The sequence below is a fragment of the Frankia alni ACN14a genome (genome assembly GCF_000058485.1).
Classification (GTDB): domain Bacteria; phylum Actinomycetota; class Actinomycetes; order Frankiales; family Frankiaceae; genus Frankia; species Frankia alni.
In genome coordinates, this window is the sequence record NC_008278.1 from 7,127,625 (window position 1) to 7,153,689 (window position 26,065).

Genomic DNA, 26,065 nt, shown 5'->3' on the forward strand with positions numbered 1-26,065 from the left:
GCTCACCCCACCATCTGCTGCGCGCGCAGCATCTCCGCAAACCGATAGATCGTGCCGACGTCGACCCCGTCGGCGACCAGCGGTACCTCGTACACCGGGCGGCCGAGCGCGGCGATCTCGGCCCGTTCGGCCGTCTCCAGCGCCACCCGGTCGGCGTGCTGGGCCGCCTCCCAGGCCAGCGCGTCGACCAGGTCACGGGTCGGCTCCAGGCCCGCCTCCTTGATCCCGGCGGCGAGCTCCTCCCGGTCGAGCTCGCCCCGGCGGGCCAGCCGCGACTGGCCGACCTTCAACATCGGTGCGCGGGCCATGTTGACGATCACCCCGCCGAGCGGCAGCCCGACCCGGGTGAGCTCGGCGACGCCGTCCACGGTCTCCTGGACGGGCATCTCCTCCAGCAGCGTCACCAGGTGCACGGCGGCACGCTCGGGCCGCAGCACCGCCATCACGCTGTCGGCCTGGGCGCGGATCGGACCCACCTTGGCCAGCCCGGCCACCTCGGCGGTCACGTTGAGGAAGCGGGAGATCCGCCCGGTGGGCGGCGCGTCGAGCACGACCGCGTCATAGGCGAGACCCCCCGGACGGGTGGCGTCGGGGCGGTTGACGGCCTCCTTGACCTTGCCGGTCAGCAGCACGTCGCGCACCCCGGGCGCCACCGTCGTCGCGAAGTCCACCGCGCCGATCTTGCTCAGCGCCTTGCCGGCCCGACGCAGGTTGTAGAACATCTCCAGGTATTCCAGCAGGGCCTCGTCCGCGTCGATCGCGAGCGCGTACACCTCGCCGCCGCCGGGCGCGCTGGCCACCTTGCGCTCCTGGTAGGGCAGCGGCGGAGTGTCGAACAACTGCGCGATCTGCTGGCGCCCCTCGACCTCGGTGAGAAGGATCCGCCGTCCGCCGGTCGCCAGTGCCACTGCCAGCGCGCCCGCCATCGTCGTCTTGCCGGTTCCGCCCTTGCCGGTGACGATGTGCAGCCGGCGATCCCACGGACCGCTCGCCTCGTCGTCGGAGTCCTCGGTCACCGTGCGCTTGCCGCTCACACGCTCGACCGTACCCGCGCGCCCGGCCCTCGCCATGTCGGAAGCCGTGAGCTCCCCCGCAGGGGGCGGCTGGCGGGCCGCGCGACCCCCGTCGTCCCCCGAGGTGTCCGGGGCGGCCGGACCGATGCTCTAAGGTCCGGTGTCATGCAGACGAAGTGGGAGTACTTCACGGCCCCGTTGCTGATCCACAACACCAAGCAGATCCTCGACACCTTCGGCGAGGACGGGTGGGAGCTGGTTCAGGTCATCCCCGCTCCGACGAACCCCGAGGGCCTCGTCGCCTACTTCAAGCGGCCCAAGGGCGCCTGAGATGCCCAGCCCGAGCGCCCGCCTGGCCGGGCTGGGACTGACGCTGCCGCCGGTGGCCAGTCCGGCGGGCGCCTACGTCCCCGCGGTCCGCGACGGCGATCTGGTCTGGACCGCCGGGCAGTTGCCGCTGGTCGACGGGCGGCTGGTCGCCACCGGCCTGGTCGGGGAGGCGGTCGACGCCGAGCGGGCGGCGCAGCTGGCACGCATCGCGGCGCTGAACGCGCTGGCGGCCGTCGCCGCGCAGGCCGGCGGCCTGGACGGGATCGTCCGGATCGTGAAGGTGGTCGGGTTCGTCGCGAGCGCCGCCGGGTTCACCGCCCAGCCCGCGGTCCTCAACGGGGCGAGCGAGCTGTTCGTCGACGTCTTCGGCGACGCCGGCCTGCACGCCCGGTCGGCGGTCGGGGTCGCCTCGCTGCCGCTGGGCGCGCCGGTGGAGGTCGAGGTGGTAGCCCGGGTGGCGGCCCCCGCCCGGGACCGAGCCGAGGCCTGAGCCACCCACCCGAGGCCTGAGCCACCCACCCGAGACCTGAGCCGACCCACCCGAGACCGAGCGGACCCGCCCCGGTCCGGGCGGCGAGGTCCGGCCTCGATCGGCAGCGGCCGCCGGTGGTGCTCACTAGCATCGGGCCCATGGTCGATCACAAGGCTGCCCTGCTCGCCCGGCTGCAACGGTCGCTGGTCGTCGTCCGCGATCCCGCTGGTCGCCCCGGCCCCGGCCCCGGTGGCGGGACGGGGTCGCCGCAGCCGGCGGCGGGCTCGTCGGCGCCCGTGCGCGACGCCGCCACGGTCGTCCTGCTGCGCGACGCGCCGGGCGGTCGCGGCATCGAGGCGTACCTGCTGCGGCGGGTGACGGGGATGGCGTTCGCCGGCGGGATGTACGCCTTCCCCGGCGGCCGGGTGGATCCCACCGACATGGGACCGGACGTGCCCTGGGCCGGGCCGCCGGTCACCGAGGTGATGCACGCGCTCGACGCGGACCCCGCGCTCGCCCGCGCGCTGGTCTGCGCCGCGGTGCGCGAGACCTTCGAGGAGTGCGGCGTGCTGCTGGCGGGCGCCGTTACCCCGGCCCCGGCTGGTGGGACGGCCGGGGCGGTCGGTGGGACGGCCGGCGCGCGCAACCTCGACGAGACGGGCCGCGCCGCGGCCCGCCGGGCCCTGGAGCGCCACGAGCTCGGACTGAGCGAGCTGCTGCGCCGGCACGACCTGGCGCTGCGGGCCGACCTGCTCGCGCCCTGGGCCCGCTGGGTCACCCCGGAGATCGAACCGCGGCGCTACGACACCCGGTTCTTCGTCGCGGCCCTGCCCGACGGGCAGTCCCCCGAGCAGCCCTCCCGGGAGGCCGACCGGATGGAGTGGATGCGGCCCGTCGACGCGCTCGAGCGTCACGCCGCCGGCTCGCTGGGCATGCTGCCGCCCACCGCGTTCACGCTGGCCGAGCTGTCCGAGCACGACGACGTCGCGTCGGTCCTCGCCGCCGCCCACGCCCGCGACCTGTCCCCGATCATGCCGAAGATCCTCGTCAGCGGTGGGGAGGCACACCTGCTGTTGCCGCACGACGAGGCCTATGACGGCCCGTCCGCCGACAGCCTGGCCGCCGACAGCCCAGCCGCCGACGGCCCGTCCGCCGAAAGCCCGGACGGCGGCGTCGGCTGAACCGTCCGACATACCGACATCCGCGGGTTGCGGCACGCTCGGCGCGATGTCCCGGTGCGGGACCGTGCGGAACGCACCGCGCAGACGGCAGGCGAGCCTGGTGGCGTACCGGAGCGCGCGACAGTGGGCGGGAACAGCGGTAAGGGTGCTTTCATGACGACTCCTCGACAGGTCACCCCGCTGGCCGCGGTGCTGCTCGCGCCGAACCCGGGTCCAATGACGCTGGACGGCACCAACACCTGGCTCCTGCGCGCCGCCGGCGAACAGGGATGCGTGGTGGTCGATCCCGGGCCCGACGACGCGGGGCACCTGGCCGCTGTGGCGGCGGCCGGGCGCGTCGAGCTGATCCTGCTCACCCACGGACATGCCGACCACAGCGCCGGCGCCGCCGCGTTGCACCGGCTCACCGGCGCCCCGGTCCGCGCGCTGGACCCGGCGCACCGCCTCGGCTCGGAGGGGCTCACCGCCGGCGACGTGATCGCGACCGCGGGGATCGAGCTGCGCGTGCTGCCCACCCCGGGCCACACCTCGGACTCGCTGTCGTTCCTGCTCAGCGGCGACGAACGCCCGGCGCCGGCCCTGCCCGCGGACGCCGCCGGCACCGCCGGCCTGCCGTCCGGGCCGGGGGTCCTGACCGGGGACACGATCCTCGGCCGCGGCACGACCGTCGTCGCCCACCCGGACGGGCGGCTCGGTGACTACCTCGACAGCCTGCGGCTGCTGCGCGAGCTGGGGGAGACCACGGTGTTGCCGGGACACGGCCCGGAGCTGCCCGCCGCCGGCCGTGCCGCGGAGCACTACCTGGCCCATCGGCGCGACCGGCTGGAGCAGGTCCGCCGCGCGCTGGTGGACGCCGGGGTCGACGCGGCCGAGGCCGATCCCGCCGACGTGGTCCGCCGGGTGTACGCGGACACCGACCGGGCGCTGTGGTTCGCGGCCGAACTTTCCGTCAGGGCCCAACTGGACTACTTGCGGGAACATCCCGACATCCCCTGAACGAGCCAGGCACTTCGGGTTGGTCCCCATGGTCGCGACCCGTGACATATCCTCACGGCGGCCGTGAGCCGGGCCACCCGTTCGCCACCCGCGGGCCAGCGGCCCCGGCCCGGTCTCCGCCAGCCCACTGCGGGCCGCTGACCAGGCAGAACAGGCGTCCGGCCGCGGCGGAACGGCAACCGACCGAGCCTCGCCGCGCCCGGCCACGCGGGGCTGGACAGCCCCGGTACCACCGGGAGGCACCCACGCGGCCGCGGTCGGTCACCCGACAGGAGGGGATGCCGGGAAGGAGACCCAGACCACTAAACTCTGGCGCGGAGGGAACCGATCGTGCGCAGGATGACGACTTCGACCAGCCGGCAGCCGAACGACCGGTCCGGGGCGGCCCAGGGCCACCCGGTCGGGCGAGACGCGGCGCCGATGATGCCCCTACCCCGGGAGGCCCGCAGATGAGGGTGCCCGCGCGATCCCCACGCCCCGGGCGGCGACCATGGTGATCACCGCACCGCACATCGGGCCGCTGCGCTGCCCCCGATGCGGCTCGGCGGCGGTCCCCGGCGGGCGGTTCTGCTACCACTGCGGCCTGGAGTTCACCCAGGCCGAGGCCCCGGCGTCCGAGGTCCCGGAACGGCGTGTGGTCACCGTACTGTTCGGCGACCTGTCCGACTTCACCGGCTGGGCCGACAACCGCGACCCGGAGCGCGTGGGCGAGATGACCGACCGGGTGCTCGCCGCGCTGGCCCACGAGATCGACGAGGTCGGCGGGCGTGTCGACAACCTCACCGGCGACGGCATCATGGCCGTGTTCGGCGCGCCCACCGCCCACGAGGACGACCCGGAGCGCGCCGTGCGGGCCGCCGCCGCGATGCAGGAGACCGTCCGCCGGCTCGTGCAGGACACCGCGGGCGACAGCGCGGAGGGCCGCCTCGGCCTGCGCGTCGGGATCAACACCGGCGAGGTCCTCGCCGGGGTGCAGGCGGCCATCTCGTACACGGTGATCGGCGACACGGTGAACACCGCGGCCCGGCTGTCGGCCGCGGCCACGATCGGCACCGTCTACGCGGGCCGTGAGACGGTGCTGGCGACCCGGTCGGTGGCGAGCTGGCGCGAGCTGCCCGACCTCACCCTCAAGGGCAAGCGGGAGCCGGTCCCGGCGTACGAGCTGATCAGCCTGCGCCCCTCCAACGTTGCCCGGCCGGGTCTCGCCGACGACGCGCCGTTCCTCGGCCGCGACGCGGAGCTGGCCGTCCTCGAGACGCTCTTCGCCGAGGTCGTCACCCGGCGCTCGCCGGAGGTCGCGCTGATCGTCGGCGAGGCCGGGATCGGCAAGACCCGGCTGGCCAGCGAGCTGGCCGACCGGGCCGAGCGGACGCCCGGCACGGTGGCGCTGTGGGGACGCACCGTCCGCCACGGCGACGGCCGGGGCCTCGCGCCCCTCGTCGACGTCGTGCGCAACGCCTGCGGCGTCACCGACGGCGACTCGCTCGACCGGGTGGCCGACCGGGTCCGGCGCACCGTGGCCGGGCTGTCCCACCCCCTCACCGGGGCGCGGCTGCCCGCCGGCATCGCCGACCGTTTACTCCTTCTGCTCGGTGTGCCCCTGGACCGGCGCGCCACCATCCCGGCCACCACCCCGGGCGACCCGGCGGCCCGCGCCTCCCACATCGAGGAGGCCGAGCAGCGTGCCGTGGAGGCGACGGTGGAGGCCGTTGCGCTGCTGCTCAGCGCGCTGGCGCGGTCCGGGCCCATCCTGGTGCTGATCGACGACCTGGAGTGGGCGACGAGCCAGCTCAGCGACGCGATCGGCCGGCTCGCCTCGCGCCTGTCCGGGCCGGTCCTGCTCGTCCTGCTCGACCGGGCCGGGCCGCGTCTGGCCACCCTGCCCCGGATCCGGCGCATCGACCTGCAGTCGCTGAGCACGGAGGCGTCCGGCCTGCTGCTGCAAAGCCACCTGCGGGGCAAGACGCTGGAGCCGCACACCCGCGACGACCTGCTCGCCCGGGTGCACGGCAACCCGTTCTTCCTCGTCGAGCTGCTCAACCTCCTCATCGACCGGCGGCTGCTGCACCCGGGCGACGGCACCGGCGACGGCGACCAGGCCGAGCTGGTGCTCGACGGATCGTTGGCGGAGACCCCGTTGCCGGCCGGCGTGCAGTCCGTGCTCGCCGCCCGCATCGACGATCTCGACCCGGTCGCCAAGGCGGTGCTGCGGGCCGCGGCGGTGCTCGGCCGGCGTTTCCCCGCGGAGGCGCTGCCGATGGTCGACGAGCGGCCGGCCGAGGAGGTCACCCGGGCGCTGGAGGTCCTGACCGAACGCCAGCTCGTCCGCCCGCCGCGAGCGGCCGAGACCCGCTGGCGCTTCGTCCACCCGATGGCCCGGGACGTCGCGTACGCCGGCCTGCCGAAGGTCGAGCGGGCCCGCCGGCACGCCACCGCCGCCCGCTGGGGCGTCACGGCGATGATCGGCAGCTCCCGCTCCGTGTCGACCTTCGTCGCCGGCCACGCCCTGCGCGCCTACGACCTGGCCGCCTCGATGGGCCTGCCGCCGAGCGACCCGGCCTGGTCGTCCCGGATGTCCGGGTTCCACGCGCATGTCCGGCTGGCCCGGGCGGCGCTCGCCCGCGACGACCACCGGACCGCGGCCGATCTGCTCGCCAGTGCCCGCCGGCTCGGCCGAGGCATGATCGACACGCAGGAGGACAACGTCGTCCGCGTGCTGCACGCCGAGGCCCTGGTGGGGCTGCGCCACCTCGAGGAGGCCGAGCGCACCCTGCGCCCGGCGCTGCGGGCCGGCGCCCCCGCCCGCCGGGCCGCCGCCTTCTCCGTGCTCGGGGAGCTGCGCCAGAAGCAGGGCCGGACCGAGGAGGCGGCCCAGTGCCTGCTCACCGCGCTGGAATCGGCCCGCCGGGCCGGGGACGAGCGGGCCACCGCCGCCGCGCTGCGCCGGCTAGGCATGCTGGAGTACAACGCCGGCCGGATTGGCGCGGCCGAGGACCGGTACCTCGAGGCCCTCACGATCGCCCGCCAGGTCGACGACCCCCGCGGCGTCGGCTGGGCGCTGCAGCACCTTGCCTGGAGCGCCACCACCCGCGGGGACTACCCCCGGGCCGAACGGACGCTGCGTGAGGCGTCGGCGGTGTTCGAACGGCTGGAGGACACCGGCGGACTCGGCTGGTGTCGGGGCACCGAGGCACTGGTGCTCCTGCTGTCCGGCCAGCTCACCCGCGCCCGCAAGCTCACCCGCGAGCTGATCGAGATCGCGGGTTCCGTCGGCGAGCAGTGGGGCATGGGTGTCTGCCTGACCGTGGACGCGATCGCCGCCGCGGAGCTGGGGGACATCGCCGCCGCAGAGTCCCACGCGCAGCGGGCCACGGAGCTGTTCGAGAATTCCGAGTACACGTGGGGATCGATGCTGGTGCTCGTCGCCCGGGGCCTCGCCGCCCGCGGCGCTGGCGAGCCGGCCCGCGGGGCGAGGTACCTCGAGCAGGCCTGCGACCAGGCCGCCGAGCGCGGCCACGTGGTCGTCGGCGCCCTGGCGCGGGTGCTGCTCGGGCTGACCCTGCTCGACGCCGGCGAGGTCGACCAGGCCGCGCAGGCCGCCGAGATCGCCCTCACCGACCTCGAGCATCTGGAGCTCCACCCGCACGCCCAGCTCGGAGCAAAGGTGCTCGTCGCCCAGATCGCCCGCGCCCGCGGGCGGACCAGCGCCGCGCTGGACCTGCTGCGGGAGGCGCTGTCGGCGAGCGAGCCGGCGACGCTGATGTTCCCCCGCCGGCAGGCGTACGCGCACCTCGCCGGCATCCTGCTGGACGCGGGCCAGCCGGCCGAGGCGCTCGAGGTCGCCCGGCGGGCGGTCGCCGTGGACGCCGAGGACGTGCGCGCCCAGGTGCTGGGCTACCGGGCGCTGGGCACAGCGCTCGTGGCCAACGGCGATCTCGAGGGCGGCCGCGGAGCCTACCTGCGGGCGCTCGCGGCGGCGACCGCCACCGGCGCCGTCAGCGAGGCGCCGCAGACCCGCCGGCTGCTGGCCAGCCTGCCGCCCAGCGGGGGCCCCGCCGGGGCCGGCAATCCCGCGGGCAGCGGTGGCGGTCCAGCGGGCAGCGGTGGCGGTCCGGCCGACGGCGCGGGACCCACCGTTGTCCCGGACGCGGGCGGCCCCGGCGCGGGCCTACCGGAGGCGGGTGTCCCCACCGCAGCGGACGCGCGGTCCCGGCGCGGGGCGCAGCCGGCAGCGGCACAGGCACAGGCACAGGACCTCACCCTGCCGGGGACGACCGGGGACGCCGATCACGCGCGGACAGCATCCTCGCCGGCCGCGGTCGCGGGCAGCGCCGGCTGACCCGCGCAGGGCCATGGGGTGACGTCAGGGGCCGGCGGGCGGGTCGTCCATCGGGGGCGACCCGCCCGCCGGCACGGTGTGCGGGCGTATCGCGGGGCGCGGATGTAGGGCTGTCGGGCTGGGCGCGGGCGTGCCGGTGGAGACGAGTGGCTGACTGCACGGGCAGGCGGCTGGGCGCACGGGGCTCCGGGCCGTCCGGGCGGATCCGGAACGGCGCGTGACGAGCGCCGGGAACTAGCGGGCTCGGCGGGACAGCCGTTCGCGGTCGAGCAGCACGACGGCACGGGAGTCCAGGCGAAGCCAACCGCGGGTGGCGAAGTCGGCAAGCGCCTTGTTCACCGTCTCCCGGGAGGCGCCGACCAGCTGGGCCAGCTCCTCCTGGGTGAGCCCGTGCTCGACCCGGACACCGGCCGCCTCGTTGCCCGGCTGCGCCGGCTCACCGAACCGCTCCGCCAGGTCGAGCAGGGCTTTCGCCACTCGACCCGGAACGTCCGTGAACACCATGTCCGCGACGTTGTCATTGGTGCGACGGAGCCGACGGGCGAGCACGCGCAGCAGCATTGCGCCCGCCTCGGGGCGGGAACGCAGCCAGGGCCGCAGCGCGGTGTGCTCCAGCGACAGCAACGACGCATCCGTGACCGCGGTCGCGGTAGCCGTGCGTGGGCCGGGGTCGAACAACGAAAGCTCCCCGAAGAGGTCACCAGGACCCATTACGGACAGCAGGTTCTCCCGGCCGTCGGCCGACTGACGCCCTATCTTCACCTTTCCGGACAGGACCACGAAGACCCGGTCACCGACGTCTCCCTCTCGGAACAGCACGTCCCCGCGGGTGACGTCCTGCCGATCAAGATGGTCGGAGAGGGCCAGCCGATCCTGCTCGGAGAGCCCGACGAACAGCGGTACGCGGGCAAGCAGATCCTCCACGGTCCTGAGCATGCCAGGACTATCGGTGGAGGGCACGGGCAGGGACCCCCAGCAATCAAATTGCTCCACGGAGGTGAACGTGGAGCGACCAACCGTGTGCCGTTCGCGAGAATCCGCCCTTGATCAGGCACTTCCGGATGCCACGTCCGGGTGTTTTAATCCCCACCACCGCGCCCCGCCACGGGCGGCGGGAGCCGTCTCGCCCGGACGGGCCAGATGTGTACCGGGTCGATCGGCCCGGTCGCCGATGGGCCGATGGACCCGGTGCAGGCGCCTGGACGGATGGCCGGGGGCCGCCAGGGCCTTCGGCCCGGGGCCCGGGGGGCTCCCCGCCCGGCGCCGCTCCCCCACTGTGCCCGCCGTCCGAACCCGCCACCTGCGGCAATGCCCGCGGGCGCCGAAACCGACAGAAAAGCAATCGGATGCGCCACCCGCCGCGCACCTGTACCCGGACCGTTGTTGGCGCGCGGCGGGCGACATGTGATATACGCCAGGACCGGCCATCCACCCGACACCGAGAGAACGGCGGCAGGCGTGCCGGGGCATCAGGCCGCCCGATGCTTGCCGGGCGAGCCTCGGCGCAGCCGGCGCCGGTACCGCTCGAGCGCGGCGGGCAGGCCCTGCTGGACGAAGGTGTCGACCTCGTCAGGTTGGGCGTTGTCGAGGAAGCCCTCCAGTCCCTTGCCCGTGTCGGCGGCGTTCAACGGGCGTTCCACCCGTTCCATCGCCAGCAGAAGTCCGAGAAGCACCAGAGGAAAGAAGATCGCGGCAATGACAAACATGACTCCTCCATGGTGGCCGACGAGCGATCGGCAGCCGCACCGGGGGTGGGTGTGTCGCGGATCGGGTTGCCGGCATCGGTCATGACCACACGGCACGCCCACCGGTGCCACCAGGGCCGGATCGGCCGGCGGATACGCTGCGGGACATGCCCGCCGCCGTCGACACCGCGACCGAGACACCACTCGCGAGGACCCGGCGGGCCCGGCGGATCGTGCGTCTGCTGGGCGAGGTCCACCCGGATGCCCGCATCGCGTTGCACTTCGACAACGCTCTCGAGCTGCTGGTCGCCACGGTGCTCTCCGCCCAGTGCACCGACAAGAAAGTCAACGAGGTCACGCCGGCGGTGTTCGCCAGGTATCGGTCGGCAGCGGACTACGCGGCCGCCGACCGGGCCGAACTCGAGACGCTGCTGCGGCCGACCGGGTTCTTCCGCGCGAAGGCGAACTCGGTGATCGGCATCGGCGCGGCACTCACCGAGCGCTTTGGCGGCGAGGTCCCCCGCCGGCTCGACGAGCTGACCACCCTGCCCGGCGTGGGCCGCAAGACCGCCAACGTCGTCCTCGGCCACGCGTTCGACACCCCGGGCATCACCGTGGACACTCACGTCGGGCGCCTGGCACGCCGGTTCGGGCTGACCGGCGAGACCGATCCGGTCCGGGTCGAGGCCGACCTCGCCGGGCTCATCGAGCGGCGGGACTGGACGATCGCCTCCGACCGCATGATCTTTCACGGCCGGCGGTTCTGCCACTCCCGCCGGCCGGCGTGCGGCGCCTGCGCCCTGGCCCGCCTGTGCCCGTCGTTCGGACTCGGTCCCACGGAACCGGACGAGGCCGCCAAACTCGTGCGGGGAACACGCGGCGACGTCGAAGCCTTGCGGTGAGGGAGATGTCCACGCCTTCGCCCGCTTCCCCCGACGCACCCTTCCCCGGTCCCGCCAACGCCACCGCATCGCCCCCCCACATCGCCGCTCCGGCCGAGGTCGCCAGCCCGGTCGAGGTCGCCCGTCCCGGCGAGATCGCGCACCCCCCCGCGGTGCCGCGCCCGTCGGATCCCGTCGACACGGCGAGCCTGAGCGACACGGCGAGCCTGAGCGACACGGCGGCAGGCCGCTCCGCGGCACCGGCATGGTTGCGCAGCCTCGCCGGCCACCTGGGCGATGCGCTGGTGACCGGCCGAACCCGCCCGGGCCCGCGCGCCGCCGACGCCCGACCGGCGGCCGTCCTCATCCTGTTCGGCGACGGCCCGGACGGCCCGGACGTCCTGCTGCTCGAACGGGCGGCCGAGCTGCGCAGCCACGCGAGCCAGCCGGCGTTCCCCGGCGGCGCCGCCGACGCCACCGACGCCGACCGGGCGGCCACCGCGCTGCGAGAGGCCGCCGAGGAGGTCGGCCTCGACCCGGCGGGCGTCGAGGTGCTGGCCGTCGCCTCGCCGCTGTACCTGCAGGCCAGCCACTACCTCGTCACCCCGGTGCTCGCCTGGTGGCACACCCCGTGCGCGGTCGCACCCGTCGACCTCGCCGAGACGTCGTTCGTCTCCCGGGTCCCGCTGGCCGAACTCGCCGACCCGGTCAACCGGGTGATGCTGCGCTACGCCCAGGGTGGCCTGCTCAGTCCGGCGTTCCAGGTCCACGGCATGCTGGTCTGGGGCTTCACCGCCGGCATCCTCGACATCCTGCTGCGGCTGGGCGGATGGGAGCGCCCGTGGAACCACACGGCGGTGGTGGACTACCCGCCGAACGCGCCCCGAGACGAAAGGCACCACCGTTGACATCCTCCCCCGCGGACCGCGACCAGGCGGCCCGCCCGGCGGACCCGGGCTCACCCGGCCGGCGAGCGTCCCGCGCCGCGGCGCTGCTCGGGCTGGTCCTTGCCGTGCTGCTGGGCGTCGCGGGCTGCGGCGGCGACGGCGGCAGCAGTCCGTCCGCCGGCCCCACGCTCAGCGCCACCCAGGGGACGGACGGCGTCCAGGTGTTCGCGGTCACCGGCCTGCCAAGCATGAAATTCTCCGCCACGGAGCTGCTGGCGAAGCCCGGGAAGATCCGCGTCGACTTCTCCGTGGCGCAGGGCTCGGCGCCGCACAACTTCGTCGTCCCGCGCATCCCCGCCGCGCACACCAGCATCGTCTCCGCCGGAGAGTCGCAGAGCGTCACCTTCACCGTGACGGAGCCGGGCGACTATCCGGTGGTCTGTACCCTGCATCCCAACATGACGGCCACGCTGAAGATCACCTGAGTCCGGGTCGACCCCGCCGTGCCCAATGTGCTCGACGTCGTCCTGTTGGTGGTCGTCGTCCTCTTCGCGGTCTCCGGCTACCGGCAGGGCTTCCTGGTGGGTGCCCTGTCGTTCGTCGGCTTCCTGGGCAGCGGAGTGCTCGGCGCGAAGATCGCAAAACCGTTCACCGAGCTGATCGGTCAGCAGGGCCATGGTGCGCTGGTCGGCCTGCTCGTCGTGCTCGGGCTCGCCCTGGTCGGCCAGGTCGCCGGCACGGCGCTCGGCGTCGCGCTGCGTGAGCGGCTGACCTGGCGGCCCGGAAGGGCCGTCGACGCCGCCGCCGGGGCGGTGCTCTCCGGCGTCTCGGTGCTGCTCGTCGCCTGGCTGCTCGCGACCGCCGTCGACCGCTCCCCCTTCGAGTCCCTCGCCCGGTCGGTCCACGACTCCCACGTGCTCGCGGCGGTGGACGCCGGCATGCCCGACGGGGTCCGCGAGACCTTCGCCGACCTGCGCCAGATCGCCGACGACACGGCCTTCCCCGAGGTCTTCGCCGGCCTCGGGGGCGAGCGGATCATCGCGGCCGGCCCGCCGGACCCGGCCACCACCCAGGCCGCCGGGGTACAGGCCGCCGCGGCGAGCATCGTGAAGATCCGCGGCGTCGCCCGGTCCTGCGACCAGCGGGTCGAGGGCTCCGGCTTCGTGATCGCCCCCCAGCGGGTCATGACCAACGCGCACGTCGTGGCCGGCGTCCGTCACCCGACGGTCGTGCTGTCCACCGGCACCCTGCCGGCCGAGGTCGTGGTGTTCGATCCGGACCGGGACGTCGCCGTGCTGCGGGTGCCGGACCTGCAGCGCCCCCCGCTGCGGATGCGGGCCAGCCCGCCGGCCGCCGCCGAGGAGCCGGCGGTCATCGCCGGATATCCCCAGGACGGGCCGTACACCACCGTGGCTGCCCGCGTCCGCAACCACCAGCGGGCCCGCGCGGCGAACATCTACGAGCACGGCACCGTCGTGCGCGACATCTACTCCGTTCGTGGCCAGGTGCTGCCGGGGAACTCGGGCGGCCCGCTACTCGCCCCGGACGGGACCGTGCTCGGCGTGGTGTTCGCCGCGGCGATCGGCGACGACGACACCGGCTACGTGCTCAGCTCCGCCGAGGTTGCGCAGCCCGCCGAGGTCGGCAGCGTCGCGGTGACGCCGGTCAGCACGCAGGGCTGCGACTGACGGCCGGCCGGGATCGTCCGTGGGTCGTCCCGGACGTCATCCGGACGGTCAGGAGTCGAGCCAGGCCAGCAGCTCGGCGTTGACGAGGTCCGGGACCTCCTCGTGCGGGAAGTGTCCGACCCCGCCGTGCAGCTTCCAGGTGTAGGAACCGCTGACGTAGCGCCCGGACCCCTGGGCGGTGGACGGCAGGAAGCAGCGATCGGCCGCACCGTGGATCTGCAACGTGTCGACGTGCAGGGAGCGCCGCAGCACGCCGGCGAACCGCGCCCCGTCCGGCCGGAACAACGAGCGGAACACCCATCGGTGGTACTCCAGGGAGCTGTGCGCCACACCGGGGATACGCATCGCCGAGCGGTAGCGCCCCTCCGCCTCGGCGTCGGGATACCCGGGACCCCCCCACGCGCGCAGGAGGACCGCAACCCGGAGGGCATCCCTGGCGACCAGGGACCGTTCGGGGCGCCACGGCAGTTGGAAGCCCGCCAGGTAGCGGCTCGCGGCGCCCTGGCCCCGTGGGTCCGCCGCGATCTGGTGACGCAGCCGCAGCGGGTGGGGCATCGCCAGGACGGCGAGGCGGCGGACGACCATCGGATGGCGGGTCGCCGTCGTCCAGCCCAGCAGGCCGCCCCAGTCGTGGCCGACGATGACCGCGTCCTGCTCGCCGAGCGCCCGGATGAGGCCCGCGATGTCGTCGGACAGGGTGAACGCGTCATAGCCGCGCGGCGGCTTGTCACTCGCCCCGTATCCGCGCAGGTCCGGGGCCACGACGCGGTAGCCCGCCGCGGACAGCGCGGTGAGCTGGTGGCGCCAGGCCCACCAGAACTGCGGAAAGCCGTGCAGCAACAGGACCAGCGGGCCGCGGCCGAGCTCCGCGACGTGCAGCCGGGTGCCGTTGGCGGACACGTCCCGGTGCCGCCACGGCCCGTCGATCAGGACGCTGGCGGGCTCGGGAACGGTGTCCTCCATCGCCTGCCAGAATGGCAGACCGCCCCCCGCAGTGGGCCGGCGGTGGGCCGGTCAGGACGGGGCGTGACCGGCCCGGCGGCCGCCGCGGCGCAGGGCCGCGGGGAGTCCTCGCCGGCGCCCCCGCGACCCGGCCAATCTGGCAGCACCGGCCGATCTGGCAGCCCCGGCCGGCCTGGCAGCCCCGGCCGACCCGGCGATCAGGGGTGGAGGCCGTGCGGGGCGAGCACCGCCCCGCCGGGCCCCGACGGAGCGGAACCCCGCGGATCACCTGGTGCGGCCGGCCCCGCGGAGGTCGTCCCGGATGCCGGGTTCGGCGGGGCGGCCGATGCCGGTGCCGGTGCCGGTGTGCCGGTCGGATTGCGCAGCCAGGAGATGTCGTCCCGGACGGTCTGGATGGTCCGTTCGGGCGGGGAGAGCCGCCGGAACCTGCGGATCGCGAACAACGCCAGCAGACCGGCGATCACCAGGTACCCCGCCGCGGTGAGCAGGTACGACCAGAACCGCTCGACGCCGGCCCAGGTGATCAGCTCTCCCAGGAAGATCGTGACGGCGATCAGGGCGCACAGCCCGAGCCCCGCCGCCACCGCCAGGAAGGCCACTCCGAGCGCGGCCGAGACGGCCTGTCGGGTCAGCTCTGCCTTGGCGAGGTCGATCTCCTGACGGACGAGCAGTGAGATGTCGCGGGTGGCCAGCGCCACCAGCTCGCCCAACGAGGGCTCTCGGCCGTTGCGGGCCTTTCCGGCAGTAGTCGACACCCTTCGTCCTCTCTCTGGCCCGCGACCGGACCGGTGTGGTCGGTCGCGAGGCCCATCGCCCCGACCAGGGTGGTCCGCGCCGGCGGCGGACCGCCAGACCCGGCCGCGGATCCCCGGCCCGGACCTCTCGCCAGCCGCCCCGCCGATGCTTCGGCGAACCGGCACGCGGTCCGCCGCTCCCTGTCCTGATGCGCAGTGTCCCCCGGGCGGACGCTCCCAGGGTGAGAACGACGCGGTTGTGCTCGTGTGACGCCTCCGACGGCCGGCCGCTCACCGACTCCGGATGGCGCGGACGGGTAGCGTGCCAACCGTGAACCCCCGCCCGTCCGGATCAGTCCTCGCCGCCGACCCGCTGGCCCGAGTGGCCGCCCTGCCCGGCGTGCGCGAGGCGGCGGACAGCGCCCGCGCGTCCGTCGACGCGCTGCTGCGGCACCGCATCCTGCGCCGGCAGAGCGCCGACGTGACCGCAGAGGCGTCCCTGCGGGCGGCCCGCGCCTCGGCCGCCCTGGAGGGTCACGAGATCAGCCTGGACGGGCTACGCGACTACCTCGCCGGCGCTGGCACCGACGCGCGCCGCACCCCGGCGGACGAGGACCTCGCGGCGCCGGACCCTGCGGCGCCGGACCCTGCGGCGCCGGAGGCGGCGGGCCTGACGTTCCCGCCGGCCGTCGACGTTCCGGCCGACCTTCACTCCGCCGGCTCACTCGGCTTCGCCTCCACCGATCCGCCCTCCCCCGTCGTCCTGGGAACGGTCCGCCTCTATGCCGAGCTCGGGGTGCTCGGGCCGGCCTGGGAACGGGCGCCCCGCCAGGCCCTCGCGCGGATGCACGTCCTGGTCGGGCGCGGTTGCCTGCCCGACGACCTGCTCGGCCGGCCGCGCGCCGACGCCGGCACCCGCGAGCTGCTCGACCCGCTCCGGCTCGGTCCGCCCCCGCATTCGGTCGAGACCTCCGTGCGGCTGGATGGCCTGACCGGGCTGCTCGTCGCGCCGACCACGGCACCGGCCGTCGTGGTGGCCGCCGTGGTGCACGGGGAGCTGTTGGCACTGCGGCCGTTCGGTGCGCTGGACGGCGTCATCGCCCGGGCCGCCGCCCGGCTGGTCCTCATCAGCCGCGGGCTGGACCCCAAGGCCCTGACCGCCACCGATGTCGGACATCTCGAGGTCGACCAGATCGACGGCCAGGAAGCGCCGGTCCTCGGTTACCGCGACGCCGCCGCCGCCTACGTCGGCGGTGGGGCGCAGGGGGTCGCGGCCTGGGTGCTGCACTGCGCGAAGGCCCTCGAACTGGCTGCCCGGGAGTCCCTGGCCGTCTGCGAGGCGCTCGCTCGCGCCACCTGATCGGGTCCCGCGGCCCGTCGCCCGGCTCCCCACTCGGGGGATGCGTTCCGCGATCGACGGGCACGCCCGGAATTCGCACGACGGACGGTTTCACTCTGGCGCTCTCGGGTATTTCCCGCCATGTCGGACCTGGTGGCCCTGAGGCCACGAGACCCGGCCCGAGACGGGCAGCCCCCATACGGGCCATGTCCCGAGGCGACCCCCGCACTCCCCCCTGTGGGGGTCGCCTCCCCCAGACCGTGCCTCTCCGGTTCTGACGTCGGCTCCCGTTCCGACGTCGGCTCCGTCGCGTCCCTGCGGTCGCCGACCGACGCGGCCTCGGGTAGCGGCGAGCCGCCGGCATCAGGCGAAATCTTCCATGACACCACGGCAAAGCCCTGTGGAGAGCGCTCCATCCACAGGCCGGCCGCGGCGCATGGTGGGCCACGTCCTCCCCACACGACCGGGAAACGAGCTCACCATGCCCCCCGCCCCGCCCCTGCTCACCCCCGCTGCCGGCCGCGACGCGAGACCGCTGATCGTGACCGGTGTCCCGGACCTGCTCGACGACCTCCTGCGTCTGGCCGCCGCCGCCGGCGTCACGACGACCGTCGCCACCGAGCCGGGCGCACTGCGCCGCGCCTGGGCGGCGGCGCCGCTGGTCGTCGTCGGCATGGACCGCGCCGAGGCGTGCATCGCCGCCGGCCTGCCGCTGCGCCCGCACGTGGTCCTGGTCGGCGGCCACGTCGAGGACGGCCGAGTCTGGTCCGCTGGCACCCGCATCGGCGCCGATCACGTGATCTTCCTGCCGGAGGCCGAGCTCTGGCTGATCGACGCCTTCCGCGATCTCGACAGGTCCGACCCGCGCGCATCGGTGACGATCGGGGTGGTCGCCGGCCGGCGCGGCAGCGGCGCGTCGACGCTCGCCGTCTCGCTGGCGTTGGCGGGCCTGCGCCACGGCCTGCGCACGATGCTGATCGATGCCGACCCGCGGGGCAGTGGGGTGGCGCCCGGCTTCGCCCGGCTCCTGCCCACCGCGGCTGATCCCCCGCCGGGGGACGTCGATCGACAGTCGACGGTTCCCCCCTCTTCGCCGGACGCGGTGTCCCGACGCAGGCTCGGTGCGGCGCCGCTCCCCTCCTGGCCGGGTCCGCCGGCGGGGCCCGGTGACCTGGCTGTGGTCTCCTGGGATCTCGAGGTCGGGCCCGAGGTGCCGGTGGGAACGATGGTCACGCTGCTCTCGACGGCCCAGGCCACCTCGGACCTGGTGGTCGTCGACCTGCCCTGGCAGCAGGACCCGGCCGCCGCCCTCGCGCTCGGCTCCTGCCGGACGGCGCTGGTGGTGCTGCGGGCGGATCTGGCGTCCGTCCTGGCGGCCGAACGTGTCTGCGCGATGGTCGGGCGACGCTGCCCGGACGTGCGAGCGGTCGTGCGGCAACGCCAGTCGGCCGGGCTCGCCCCCGTGGCGGTCAGCGAGATGCTCGGAGTGCCGCTGGCCGGGGTGATCGCCGATGCCCGCCAGCCAGGGGCCGCCACGTCGGCCGGCGCCGACGCCCCACGGGACGCCGATGCCCCGGGCCCGCTCGGCGACCGGCTGCTGGCCCGGCTGGGGCTGCGGCGGCCGAGCACCCCGCAGGAGCCGAACGGTCCGAGAGCGGATCCTCAGCCATGGGCGTGACGGCCCGGCGCAGTGGTGAACCACCGGCCACGGAGCCCCGCGGCGCCGCTCCGCCAGGCGCCGGCCCTCTTGAACCCTTCCTCGCCGATCCGGACGTCACCGACGTGCTGGTGAACGCCCCCGACGAGGTCTGGGTGGAGCGGCGGGGCCGGCTGACGAGGACGCCGGTCACCTTCGCCGACGAGGATGCGGTGCGCCGCCTCGCCGTCCGGCTCGCGGCGGCCAGCGGCCGGCGGTTGGACTCCGCCATGCCCTTCGCCGACGTCCTGCTCGGCGACGGCACTCGGATGCACGCCGTCCTCGCGCCCACCGCCGTACGCGGCACCTGTCTGTCCCTGCGGCGCCCTCGGCGCCGGCCGTTCACCTTCGACGAGCTCGTGGTCGCCGGCACGCTGAGTCCCGCGGTGGCGGCGGTGCTCCACGCGGTCCTGCACGCGCGGCTCGCGGTCGTCGTGACAGGCGGCACCGGCACGGGCAAGAGCACGCTGCTCGCCGCCCTGCTGGGCGCGGTGCGTCCAGGCGAACGCATCGTCCTCGTCGAGGACACCGCCGAGCTCGCGGTGAGCCGGCCCGGCCTGGTCCGGCTGGAGGCCCGGCCCCCCAACATCGAGGGCGCCGGCGAGGTGACCCAGCGCGAGCTCGTCCGGCAGGCGTTGCGGATGCGACCGGACCGACTCGTCGTCGGCGAGGTCCGCGGCCCGGAGGTGCTCGACCTTCTCGTCGCCCTCAACACCGGGCACGAGGGAGGCCTGAGCACCGTGCACGCCAACGACACCGGCGCGCTGCCCACCCGGCTGGAGGCGTTGGCCGCCCTCGCGGGGCTGTCCCGGGCAGCGGTGCACAGCCATGTCGCCGCGGCTCTGCACGCGGCCGTCCATCTGCACCGGGATGCCGACGGTCACCGGCGGGTCCGGGCGGTCGGCGTGTTCCGCCGGGCGCCCGACGGTCTGGTGCACGTTGTTCCCGCGCTGGTGGCGCCCCCGCTCACGGGCCGGCGGGCAGGGCCGTGGCGCGCGCAGGCGCCCGTGGCCGCGGAGGGGCTGCCGCTGCTGAGGAACCTGCTGGACGTCCGTGGGGTGAGCCTGCCGGGGTTCGTCGACGCCGCGCCGCCCGCGAGGAGTCGGCCTTGATCGCCGCGCTGGCCACCGCCGCACGGGCTGGCACCATGCTGGGCATCGTCGCGGTGGTGGCGGTCACCGCCGGGCCCGTCGCCGCGGCGACCGTCGGCGTGGCGCTCGGCTGCCTGGCACGAGCCGTCCGGCGGGAGCGCGCACGGCGGCGGCAGGCGAGGGTGCGGGCCTGCGCGGAGGACTTCCTTGCGGCCTTCGCGGCGGAACTCGACGCCGGCGGTCCGCACGGGCACGCCCTGCGCGCGGCCGCACGCGGCATCGACGATCTCGGTGCCGCCCCCGGGCAACACCCTGACTGGATCCCGTTGGACCGGCTGGCCGACACGCTCGCGGGACCGGAGGACCCCGCGGTCGCACTGTGCCGTAACGAGGCCGGCGGGGTCCGCCAGCTCGGCATCGCCTATCAGGTCTGCACGATGGTCGGTGCCCGGCTCGCTCCCGCCACGACCATGCTGGCCACGCTCGCCAGGGCCGATGCCGTGCGGGCGGGGGAACTGGCCGCGGCGCTGGCCGGTCCGAGGTCCTCCGGGCGGCTGGTGGCCGCCCTCCCGTTGGCCGGGATCGCGCTGGGCTCGCTGGCCGGCGCCCAGCCGCTGCACACGCTGCTCGCAACCCCCGCCGGCAACGCCTGCCTGCTCGCGGGGGGTTTGGCGGACCTGGCGGGACTGCGCTGGCTGCGGTCCTTCGCGGACCGTGTCGAACGGCGGGTGGCCCCGGTGGCGATGGACGCCGCCCGGACCGGTGGCCCGACCGGCGTCGCCGCCGGGCGCGAGCGGCTGCTCGCCGACCTGCCGCTGGCCCTCGACCTGATCGCGGCCTGCCTGCGGGGCGGCGGGACGGTTGTCTCGGCCATGGAGGCCGTCGGCGCCGCCAACGGTGGGGTGCTGGGCCGCGAGCTGCACCGCGCCGCCGAGGACCTGGCGGCGGGGGCCGACGCGACCGCCGCCTGCGACCGGCTGATCGCTGCCACCGTCGCGAACGGCCGCGCGGCGCGGCTGGCGCGGCTGCTGCGACTCGATCCGCGCGCGTCGCCGGGATCACGCTGGACCTCGATGATGCGGGCGGCCGTCGCCGCCTTCGACCGGGCCCAGACGTCCGGGGCGAAGCCGGCCGCCGCCCTCGTCCGACTCGCCCAACGGGCCCGGGACGAGGCCCACGCGGAAAGCATCGCCGCTGCCCGCCGGGCCGGCGTGCTGGCCGTCGCGCCGCTCGGGCTCTGCTTCCTACCGGCCTTCCTGCTGCTCGGCGTCGTTCCCGTCGTGCTCGGGTCCCTGCCGCATCTTCCGCCGGCATGACCGCGTCTGCTGTCGGCGCAACCGCCCAGGCACCCACCGAGAAAACCCACCCTGCCCCGTCTGCGGAGGTGTCCCCGATGTTCCCGTCGAGAATGTTCCTGTCCCAGCGCCGCCTGCCCCGTCTGGCCCGCGGTCCGTTCATCCGGGCCGCCTGCCACCGGCTCCTCGCCGGCCGCCGCGGCGGCGCGGGCGGCCGCGACCTGGGGATGTCCACCGCCGAGTACGCGGTCGGCACGCTCGCCGCAGTCGCGTTCGCCGGTGTCCTCTACGCGGTCGTGTCGAGTTCCGCGACCCGCTCGCTGGTCTCGTCGGTCGTGCAGCGCGCGCTGACCGTCTCGTTCTGAGGGGGTCCGGTGCGATGGTCCGGGACGGCGCCGCGCGGGCGCCGCGCACGTCCCACCTCCCACCCACCGGCTGTCGCCCGACGCCGGCGGGAGGTCACCGACGGGGCGGACAGCGGTCAGGCGACCGCCGAACTCGCCATGGGCCTTCCCTCCCTGTTCGTCGTCTTCTTCCTCGCGGCCTGGATGGTCTCGGCGGTCGGTGCGCAGGCCCGGTGCGCCGACGCGGCACGGGTCGGGGCCCGGCTCGCGGCCAGGGGCGAGGCACAGGCGACCGTCTCCGCCGCGGTGACCCGGGCGGCACCTCGTGGGGCGACCCTGCGGCTGCACCGCGATGCCGACCTGCTGGACGTCGAGGTCTCGGCGCCGGTCGGCGCCGCCGGCCTCGGGCGGCTGGTGCCGGCGCTCGTCGTGACGGCGCACGCCGTCACTCCCGTGGAACCGGCCGCCTGCACGGCGCCGGACTGCGCTGCGCCGGGGCCACCGTGACCGCGGGTGCTCGCCATCCACAGTCCGCGGGACTCGCCACCCCCGCGGCGACCGGGGAGCTGCGAGACGGCGGATCGGCGACGGTGTGGCTGCTGGCCGTCCTGTTCGCGCTGATGTCGCTGGCCGGCCTCGTCTTCACCGTGACGGTGATCGGCGCGTCGCGGCAACGGGCCGCAACGGCCGCCGATCTCGCGGCGCTCGCCGCGGCGGCCCTGCCCCCGACCGACGAGCAGGCCGTGTGCGCGCGGGCCCGGGAGATCAGCGCCGCCAACGGGACCCGCCTGGTGGACTGCCGCACCGTCGCCGACGCGGTGGAGATCGCCGTCAGCGTGCGGCTGCCGGCGGTGATCGGCATGCTGGGCGATCTGAGCGTCCACGCTCGAGCCGGCCCTTGGGGCGGCGCGGCCGGCGCCTACCTGCCGACGCTCCAGGAGGCGGACGGCCAGGAACGGGCCGCGGATCCGTCCTGAACGGTCTGGGCGGCGCCGTGCCGGAGGGTGTCACCTTCACGACAGGCCTGCCCCGTCTTCGCAACCGACGGGGATCGCCTCCCGTCGATGACTCCGGACGTCGTCGGACGCGGCGCCGATGCGGCGGAGGCGGAACTACGCGCCGCCGGGTTCACGAACATCACCAGAAACCCGTGGCCGTGGCGCGATCCTGACCGACCACGTCGGGCACCGCGACCTGGGGGCTCACCACCGTGATCGTGACCATCGTTCCCTAGGCGACTCGGTCTCGACGTCGTCGAGGGGCCCCGGCAGGGAAGCGAGGCACCGGGGACGGTCGTCTCCCAGCGGCCCCCGGGGGGCGTCGTCGCCCGCGGCTCGACGATCACCATCGTCGTCGCGCAGGCGAAGGCACCCGACCAGACCCCGGCCTCCACCCCGCCGGCGTCCCCCTCCTGACCGCAGTCCCCACCATGCACCAGCACGTCCCCGGCCGGGCCACCCCCGTGGCGCGGCCCGGCCGGCGCCCGGCCGCCGACGTCCCAGCAAGCGCATGGTCAGGAGCGGGCCCCCGCGCTGTCCTGGACGGTCTGGTCGGCCGAGTCGCGGTCGCCGGTCTCCCGCCGGCCCAGGTCCGCGACGCGAGCCACGATCCGGTCGCCGCGTCGCGGATGGGTGTTCGTCCGCACCGGCGCGCTGGAGCCGGCGGACGGCGGATCGGCCGGCGGGTTGTTCGAGGTCGGGGGGTTGTTCGAGGCCGGCGGCGTCGACGGGGTGGGGACGCGCACGGCGGACCGCACCGGCGCGGATTGCCGGCCGTCGCCGGACCAGGTGGGCGAGGTGTCCGCGCCGTGCGCGGGGACGGTCTCGGCGGCCGGACGGGGCTCGAAGACCGGGCGGGCATCAGCAGCCGGGCGGATCTCGGTAGCCGGGCGGGCCTCGGTAGCCGGGCGAGCGTCGGTAGCCGGGCGAGCGTCGGTGGCCGGGCGGGCGCCAGAAGCCGGGCGGGCCTCGGCGGCGGGCTGCTTCGCCAGCGTGGGGCGCTTGGCGAGGGTGGGGCGCGTCCGCCTGGGACCGCCCGGGGTCCGCTCGTCGGCCCCAGTCGGGCGCGTCGCCGCGGCCACGGGCGCGAGCGGCGCGGCGCCGGCGGGTACCGCCGCGGCAGGCGCCGGCGCGGTGCGGATCGCCGCCAGCTCACGGGCCCGCTGCCGCTCGACCCGCCGGCGGTGCCGGTCCCGCGCCAGGCCCTGCAAGGTCAGCTGCACTCCCGCGACGACCAGCACCCCGGCGGCGAGACCCAGCACGAACAGGCCCCAGATATCGAAGGAGAGGGACTGCCCCATGATCATTACATCTGTGTGGCCGCCGTTCTCCAGCACCAGATCGGCGGTGAAGACCCCCGCTACCAGCAACAACACGACACCGACGGTTACCACCGGTACCTCCAGAACCATGGACGTGGGCGAAACTGGCCGCGAAGAGCCGATGGGCTTCGGCCTACCCGTCTTTGGTCGAGGCGGAACCGTTCGGGCGCAGTGTGATCCGTGGAATCCACGGAGTTCACGGGATCCGTGTGATCCGTGTGATCCGTGGTTCAGCCGACGGCGGCGGTCACCGCGGCGAGAAGGCGCCAGGCGGCGGCCTTGTCGAGCGGCTCGTTGCCGTTGCCGCATTTCGGCGACTGCACGCAGGACGGGCAGCCTGCCGGGCATTCGCACGCGCCGATGGCGTCCCGGGTGGCGGCCAGCCAGTCCCCGATGCGCAGGAACCCCCGTTCGGCGAATCCCGCGCCGCCGGCGTGGCCGTCGTAGACGAAGACGCTGGTCCGGCCCGTGTCCGCATGCAGGGCGGTCGACACCCCGCCGATGTCCCAACGGTCGCAGGTGGCGAACAGCGGAAGCAGGCCGATGGCCGCGTGCTCGGCCGCGTGCACCGCGCCGGGCACATCCGCGGACTCGACGTCGGCGCCCGCGAGCAGGGCGTCGGTGACGGTGTACCAGACGGCGCGGGTCCGCAACTGTCTCGGCGGCAGATCCAGCGGCTCCTGGCCGAGCACCTCGCCGGTCGCGACGAGCCGACGCTGGTAGCCGACGACCTGGCTGGTGACCTCGACCACCCCGAGGTGCACCTCGACGTCGGGCAGGACGCGCGAGCGCGTCGACTCGACGATCCGGATGTCGGTGTGCTCGCGCGCGACCGTCGTCCACTCCGGGGACTCCTCGTGCACGAACGCCACGGCTTCGGGCAGGTCCAGGTCGTCCACGACGAAGCTCGAGCCCTGATGGAGGTAGACCGCACCGGGGTGTACCGCGGAGTGCGCGGCGGCCGCGTCGACCGTGCCCAGCAGGCGCCCGGTGGCCGTCTCGACGATGCGGACCGGCGGGCCGCCGGCCCCCCGGATGTCCACCTCCGGACGACCCCGCTGGGTCCAGAACCAGCCGGTGGGCCGGCGGCGCAACCGCCCGCGGCGCACCAGGTCGTCGACGACGCGCGCCGCCGCCGGGCCGAACAGGCCCAGGTCGGCCTCGGTGAGCGGCAGCTCGGCGGCGGCGCACTCCAGCTGCGGGGCGAGCACATAGGGGTTGTCCGGGTCGAACACGCAGGCCTCCACCGACCGGCCAAACACCGCCTCCGGATGGTGAACGAGGTAGGTGTCCAGCGGGTCGTCCCGCGCGACCAGCACCGCCAGCGACCGCTGCCCGTCCCGACCGGCCCGGCCGGCCTGCTGCCACAGCGAGGCGAGGGTGCCCGGAAAGCCGGCGGTGACGGTGGCGTCCAGGCCGCTGATGTCCACGCCCAGCTCCAGCGCCGACGTCGTCGCGACGCCGAGCAGGTCCCCCGCGCGCAGTCGCCGTTCCAGCTCACGGCGCTCCTCGGGCAGGTAGCCGGCCCGGTAGGCCGCCACCCGCTCCGCCAGGTCCGCACCGATGTGGCCCAGCTCGCGGCGGGCGGTGACCGCCACGACCTCCGCCGAGCGCCGGGACCGGACGAACACCAGGGTGCGCACGCCGTCGGCGACGAGATCGGCGAGCAGGTCGGCCGACTCCGCGGTGACCGACCGCCGGACCGGCGCGCCGTTCTCACCGACACCGTACTCACCGACACCGTTCTCGCCGGCACCGTTCTCGCCGGCACCGTTCCCGCCGGCACCGCGCGGCTCGCCCGAGGCGTCGGACCCCTCCCGCTCGGCCGGCCGCCGCCACAGCAGCGGGGGCTCGTAGAGCACGAAGTCCATCGGGCCTCGGGGGGCGCCGTCGTCGTCGATCACCTCGACGTCGACCCCGGTCAGCCGGCCGGCAGACAGCCCCGGGTCGGCGGTGGTCGCGGACGCCAACAGGAACACCGGCTGCGACCCGTAGCGGGCGCAGACCCGCCGCAGCCGCCGGATCACCGCGGCGACGTGGGCGCCGAACACCCCGCGGTAGCCGTGGCACTCGTCGATCACGACGAACCGCAGGCCACGCAGGAACTGCGCCCACCGCCGGTGTTGGGGCAGGATCCCGCGGTGGAGCATGTCGGGGTTGGTCAGGACGAGGCCGGCATGGGCCCGGACCCAGTCCCGCTCGGCCGCCGGCGTGTCCCCGTCGTAGGTGGCGGCCCGGACCCCGGTGAGCCGCAGTGCCCGCACCGCCCGGAGCTGATCATGGGCGAGTGCCTTCGTCGGCGACAGGTAGAGCGCGCGGGCACCGGGCTGGGCGAGCAGCCGCGACAGCACCGGCATCAGGTATCCCAGCGACTTCCCGGAGGCCGTGCCGGTCGCCAGCACGACGCTGCGGCCGGCATGGGCGGCGTCGGCTGCGGCCGCCTGGTGCGTCCACGGCGCATCGATCCCGGCGGCGACCCACCGCCCTCGCAGCACCGGGTCGACCCACTCCGGCCAGGGCGCCCGCCGCCCCGGCCGGGCGGCGACCGGCTCGACATGCGTCATGCACTGCGCCCGCCGCGCGTCGCGGCGAAGCCCGGCGAGGACCATGTCCGCGCCGCCGATGTCCGCCGGCGAACCCACGACCGTCGAGGATATGCGCCGCGGCGCCACCGCCTGCAGGACGATGGGCGATCCACGGGCCACCACCCGACGGACCACCCGGCACGCAACCGCGACTCGGCGCGGCCGACCAGCCCCGCACAGACAAGATCAGGGATAGATTCCAGCAGACGTCATCGACCACGCCGCC

General features: G+C 75.3%; 23 protein-coding genes and 1 pseudogene. 17 read left to right on the forward strand and 7 right to left on the reverse strand.

Annotated features, from left to right (window positions below; genetic code table 11):
- Positions 1–2 precede the first annotated feature (2 nt).
- On the reverse strand, positions 3–1,070 hold the full coding sequence (bagA, locus tag FRAAL_RS28580) for an ATPase BagA (RefSeq protein ID WP_011607590.1): 1,068 nt from the start codon (positions 1,068–1,070) through the stop codon (positions 3–5).
- A 108-nt stretch (positions 1,071–1,178) separates the two neighbouring features.
- On the opposite strand from bagA, the gene sp36 reads away from it, so the two are divergent.
- The 5 genes from sp36 to FRAAL_RS28600 all read left to right on the forward strand — a co-directional run bounded on the left by sp36 (position 1,179) and on the right by FRAAL_RS28600 (position 8,331).
- Positions 1,179–1,343, forward strand: coding sequence for a Sp36 family protein (sp36, locus tag FRAAL_RS32560; RefSeq protein WP_011607591.1), 165 nt, complete (start codon positions 1,179–1,181; stop codon positions 1,341–1,343).
- A gap of 1 nt (position 1,344) precedes the next feature.
- A complete protein-coding gene (locus FRAAL_RS28585; protein WP_011607592.1) occupies positions 1,345–1,833 on the forward strand; it encodes a RidA family protein in 489 nt (162 codons plus the stop codon).
- 140 nt (positions 1,834–1,973) lie between these two features.
- Positions 1,974–2,996, forward strand: coding sequence for an NUDIX hydrolase (locus FRAAL_RS28590; protein WP_231861406.1), 1,023 nt, complete (start codon positions 1,974–1,976; stop codon positions 2,994–2,996).
- A gap of 153 nt (positions 2,997–3,149) precedes the next feature.
- Positions 3,150–3,992: an MBL fold metallo-hydrolase gene (locus FRAAL_RS28595; protein ID WP_011607594.1), complete on the forward strand. Its 843-nt coding sequence runs from the start codon at positions 3,150–3,152 to the stop codon at positions 3,990–3,992.
- 490 nt (positions 3,993–4,482) lie between these two features.
- Positions 4,483–8,331: an AAA family ATPase gene (locus FRAAL_RS28600; RefSeq protein WP_011607595.1), complete on the forward strand. Its 3,849-nt coding sequence runs from the start codon at positions 4,483–4,485 to the stop codon at positions 8,329–8,331.
- A gap of 234 nt (positions 8,332–8,565) precedes the next feature.
- Here FRAAL_RS28600 and FRAAL_RS28605 read toward each other — a convergent pair whose 3' ends face one another.
- Both FRAAL_RS28605 and FRAAL_RS28610 read right to left on the reverse strand, forming a co-directional pair.
- Entirely contained in the window at positions 8,566–9,267 is a 702-nt protein-coding gene (locus FRAAL_RS28605; protein WP_264761768.1) for a Crp/Fnr family transcriptional regulator, read from the reverse strand.
- 533 nt (positions 9,268–9,800) lie between these two features.
- On the reverse strand, positions 9,801–10,037 hold the full coding sequence (locus FRAAL_RS28610) for a hypothetical protein (protein ID WP_041939918.1): 237 nt from the start codon (positions 10,035–10,037) through the stop codon (positions 9,801–9,803).
- Between the two features lie 146 nt (positions 10,038–10,183).
- On the opposite strand from FRAAL_RS28610, the gene nth reads away from it, so the two are divergent.
- The 4 genes from nth to FRAAL_RS28630 are packed head-to-tail and all read left to right on the forward strand — an operon-like array spanning position 10,184 to position 13,472.
- Positions 10,184–10,918, forward strand: coding sequence for an endonuclease III (nth, locus tag FRAAL_RS28615; protein WP_041939919.1), 735 nt, complete (start codon positions 10,184–10,186; stop codon positions 10,916–10,918).
- 5 nt (positions 10,919–10,923) lie between these two features.
- The gene (locus FRAAL_RS28620; RefSeq protein WP_231861407.1) at positions 10,924–11,805 is read left to right on the forward strand and encodes an NUDIX hydrolase; all 882 of its coding nucleotides are present in this window, start codon (positions 10,924–10,926) and stop codon (positions 11,803–11,805) included.
- The gene (locus FRAAL_RS28625) at positions 11,802–12,269 is read left to right on the forward strand and encodes a plastocyanin/azurin family copper-binding protein (RefSeq protein WP_083866954.1); all 468 of its coding nucleotides are present in this window, start codon (positions 11,802–11,804) and stop codon (positions 12,267–12,269) included. The genes FRAAL_RS28620 and FRAAL_RS28625 overlap by 4 nt, the downstream gene beginning before the upstream one ends.
- 18 nt (positions 12,270–12,287) lie before the next feature.
- Positions 12,288–13,472, forward strand: a complete 1,185-nt coding sequence (locus FRAAL_RS28630; protein WP_011607601.1) for a MarP family serine protease — start codon at positions 12,288–12,290, stop codon at positions 13,470–13,472.
- Between the two features lie 48 nt (positions 13,473–13,520).
- Here FRAAL_RS28630 and FRAAL_RS28635 read toward each other — a convergent pair whose 3' ends face one another.
- Together FRAAL_RS28635 and FRAAL_RS28640 are read right to left on the reverse strand one after the other, a co-directional pair.
- Positions 13,521–14,435, reverse strand: coding sequence for an alpha/beta fold hydrolase (locus FRAAL_RS28635; protein ID WP_011607602.1), 915 nt, complete (start codon positions 14,433–14,435; stop codon positions 13,521–13,523).
- Between the two features lie 197 nt (positions 14,436–14,632).
- Positions 14,633–15,190, reverse strand: coding sequence for a phage holin family protein (locus FRAAL_RS28640; RefSeq protein WP_041939920.1), 558 nt, complete (start codon positions 15,188–15,190; stop codon positions 14,633–14,635).
- Between the two features lie 283 nt (positions 15,191–15,473).
- Here FRAAL_RS28640 and FRAAL_RS28645 point away from each other — a divergent pair, with 283 nt between their 5' ends.
- The 8 genes and pseudogenes from FRAAL_RS28645 to FRAAL_RS36225 all read left to right on the forward strand — a co-directional run.
- Positions 15,474–16,529 (forward strand): hypothetical protein, encoded by a 1,056-nt coding sequence (locus tag FRAAL_RS28645; protein WP_011607604.1) that lies wholly within the window; start codon positions 15,474–15,476, stop codon positions 16,527–16,529.
- 460 nt (positions 16,530–16,989) lie between these two features.
- A complete protein-coding gene (ssd, locus tag FRAAL_RS28650; protein WP_011607605.1) occupies positions 16,990–18,186 on the forward strand; it encodes a septum site-determining protein Ssd in 1,197 nt (398 codons plus the stop codon).
- Positions 18,177–19,316 (forward strand): TadA family conjugal transfer-associated ATPase, encoded by a 1,140-nt coding sequence (locus FRAAL_RS28655; protein WP_011607606.1) that lies wholly within the window; start codon positions 18,177–18,179, stop codon positions 19,314–19,316. The genes ssd and FRAAL_RS28655 overlap by 10 nt, the downstream gene beginning before the upstream one ends.
- Positions 19,313–20,611, forward strand: coding sequence for a type II secretion system F family protein (locus FRAAL_RS28660; RefSeq protein WP_011607607.1), 1,299 nt, complete (start codon positions 19,313–19,315; stop codon positions 20,609–20,611). Before FRAAL_RS28655 ends, FRAAL_RS28660 begins: the two co-directional genes overlap by 4 nt.
- 77 nt (positions 20,612–20,688) lie before the next feature.
- Entirely contained in the window at positions 20,689–20,955 is a 267-nt protein-coding gene (locus FRAAL_RS35410; RefSeq protein WP_050997290.1) for a DUF4244 domain-containing protein, read from the forward strand.
- A gap of 9 nt (positions 20,956–20,964) precedes the next feature.
- The gene (locus FRAAL_RS28670) at positions 20,965–21,441 is read left to right on the forward strand and encodes a TadE family protein (RefSeq protein ID WP_011607609.1); all 477 of its coding nucleotides are present in this window, start codon (positions 20,965–20,967) and stop codon (positions 21,439–21,441) included.
- On the forward strand, positions 21,438–21,911 hold the full coding sequence (locus FRAAL_RS28675) for an Rv3654c family TadE-like protein (protein WP_011607610.1): 474 nt from the start codon (positions 21,438–21,440) through the stop codon (positions 21,909–21,911). Before FRAAL_RS28670 ends, FRAAL_RS28675 begins: the two co-directional genes overlap by 4 nt.
- Before the next feature lie 270 nt (positions 21,912–22,181).
- Positions 22,182–22,349 (forward strand): annotated as a pseudogene (locus FRAAL_RS36225) (PASTA domain-containing protein); the annotation flags it as partial.
- 98 nt (positions 22,350–22,447) lie between these two features.
- Here the strand turns inward: FRAAL_RS36225 and FRAAL_RS28680 are convergent.
- Complete coding sequence (locus tag FRAAL_RS28680; protein WP_157892249.1) at positions 22,448–23,326, reverse strand: hypothetical protein; 879 nt, start codon at positions 23,324–23,326, stop codon at positions 22,448–22,450.
- 158 nt (positions 23,327–23,484) lie between these two features.
- Entirely contained in the window at positions 23,485–25,863 is a 2,379-nt protein-coding gene (sftH, locus tag FRAAL_RS28685; RefSeq protein ID WP_083867062.1) for a DEAD/DEAH box helicase, read from the reverse strand.
- Between the last annotated feature and the right edge of the window lie 202 nt (positions 25,864–26,065).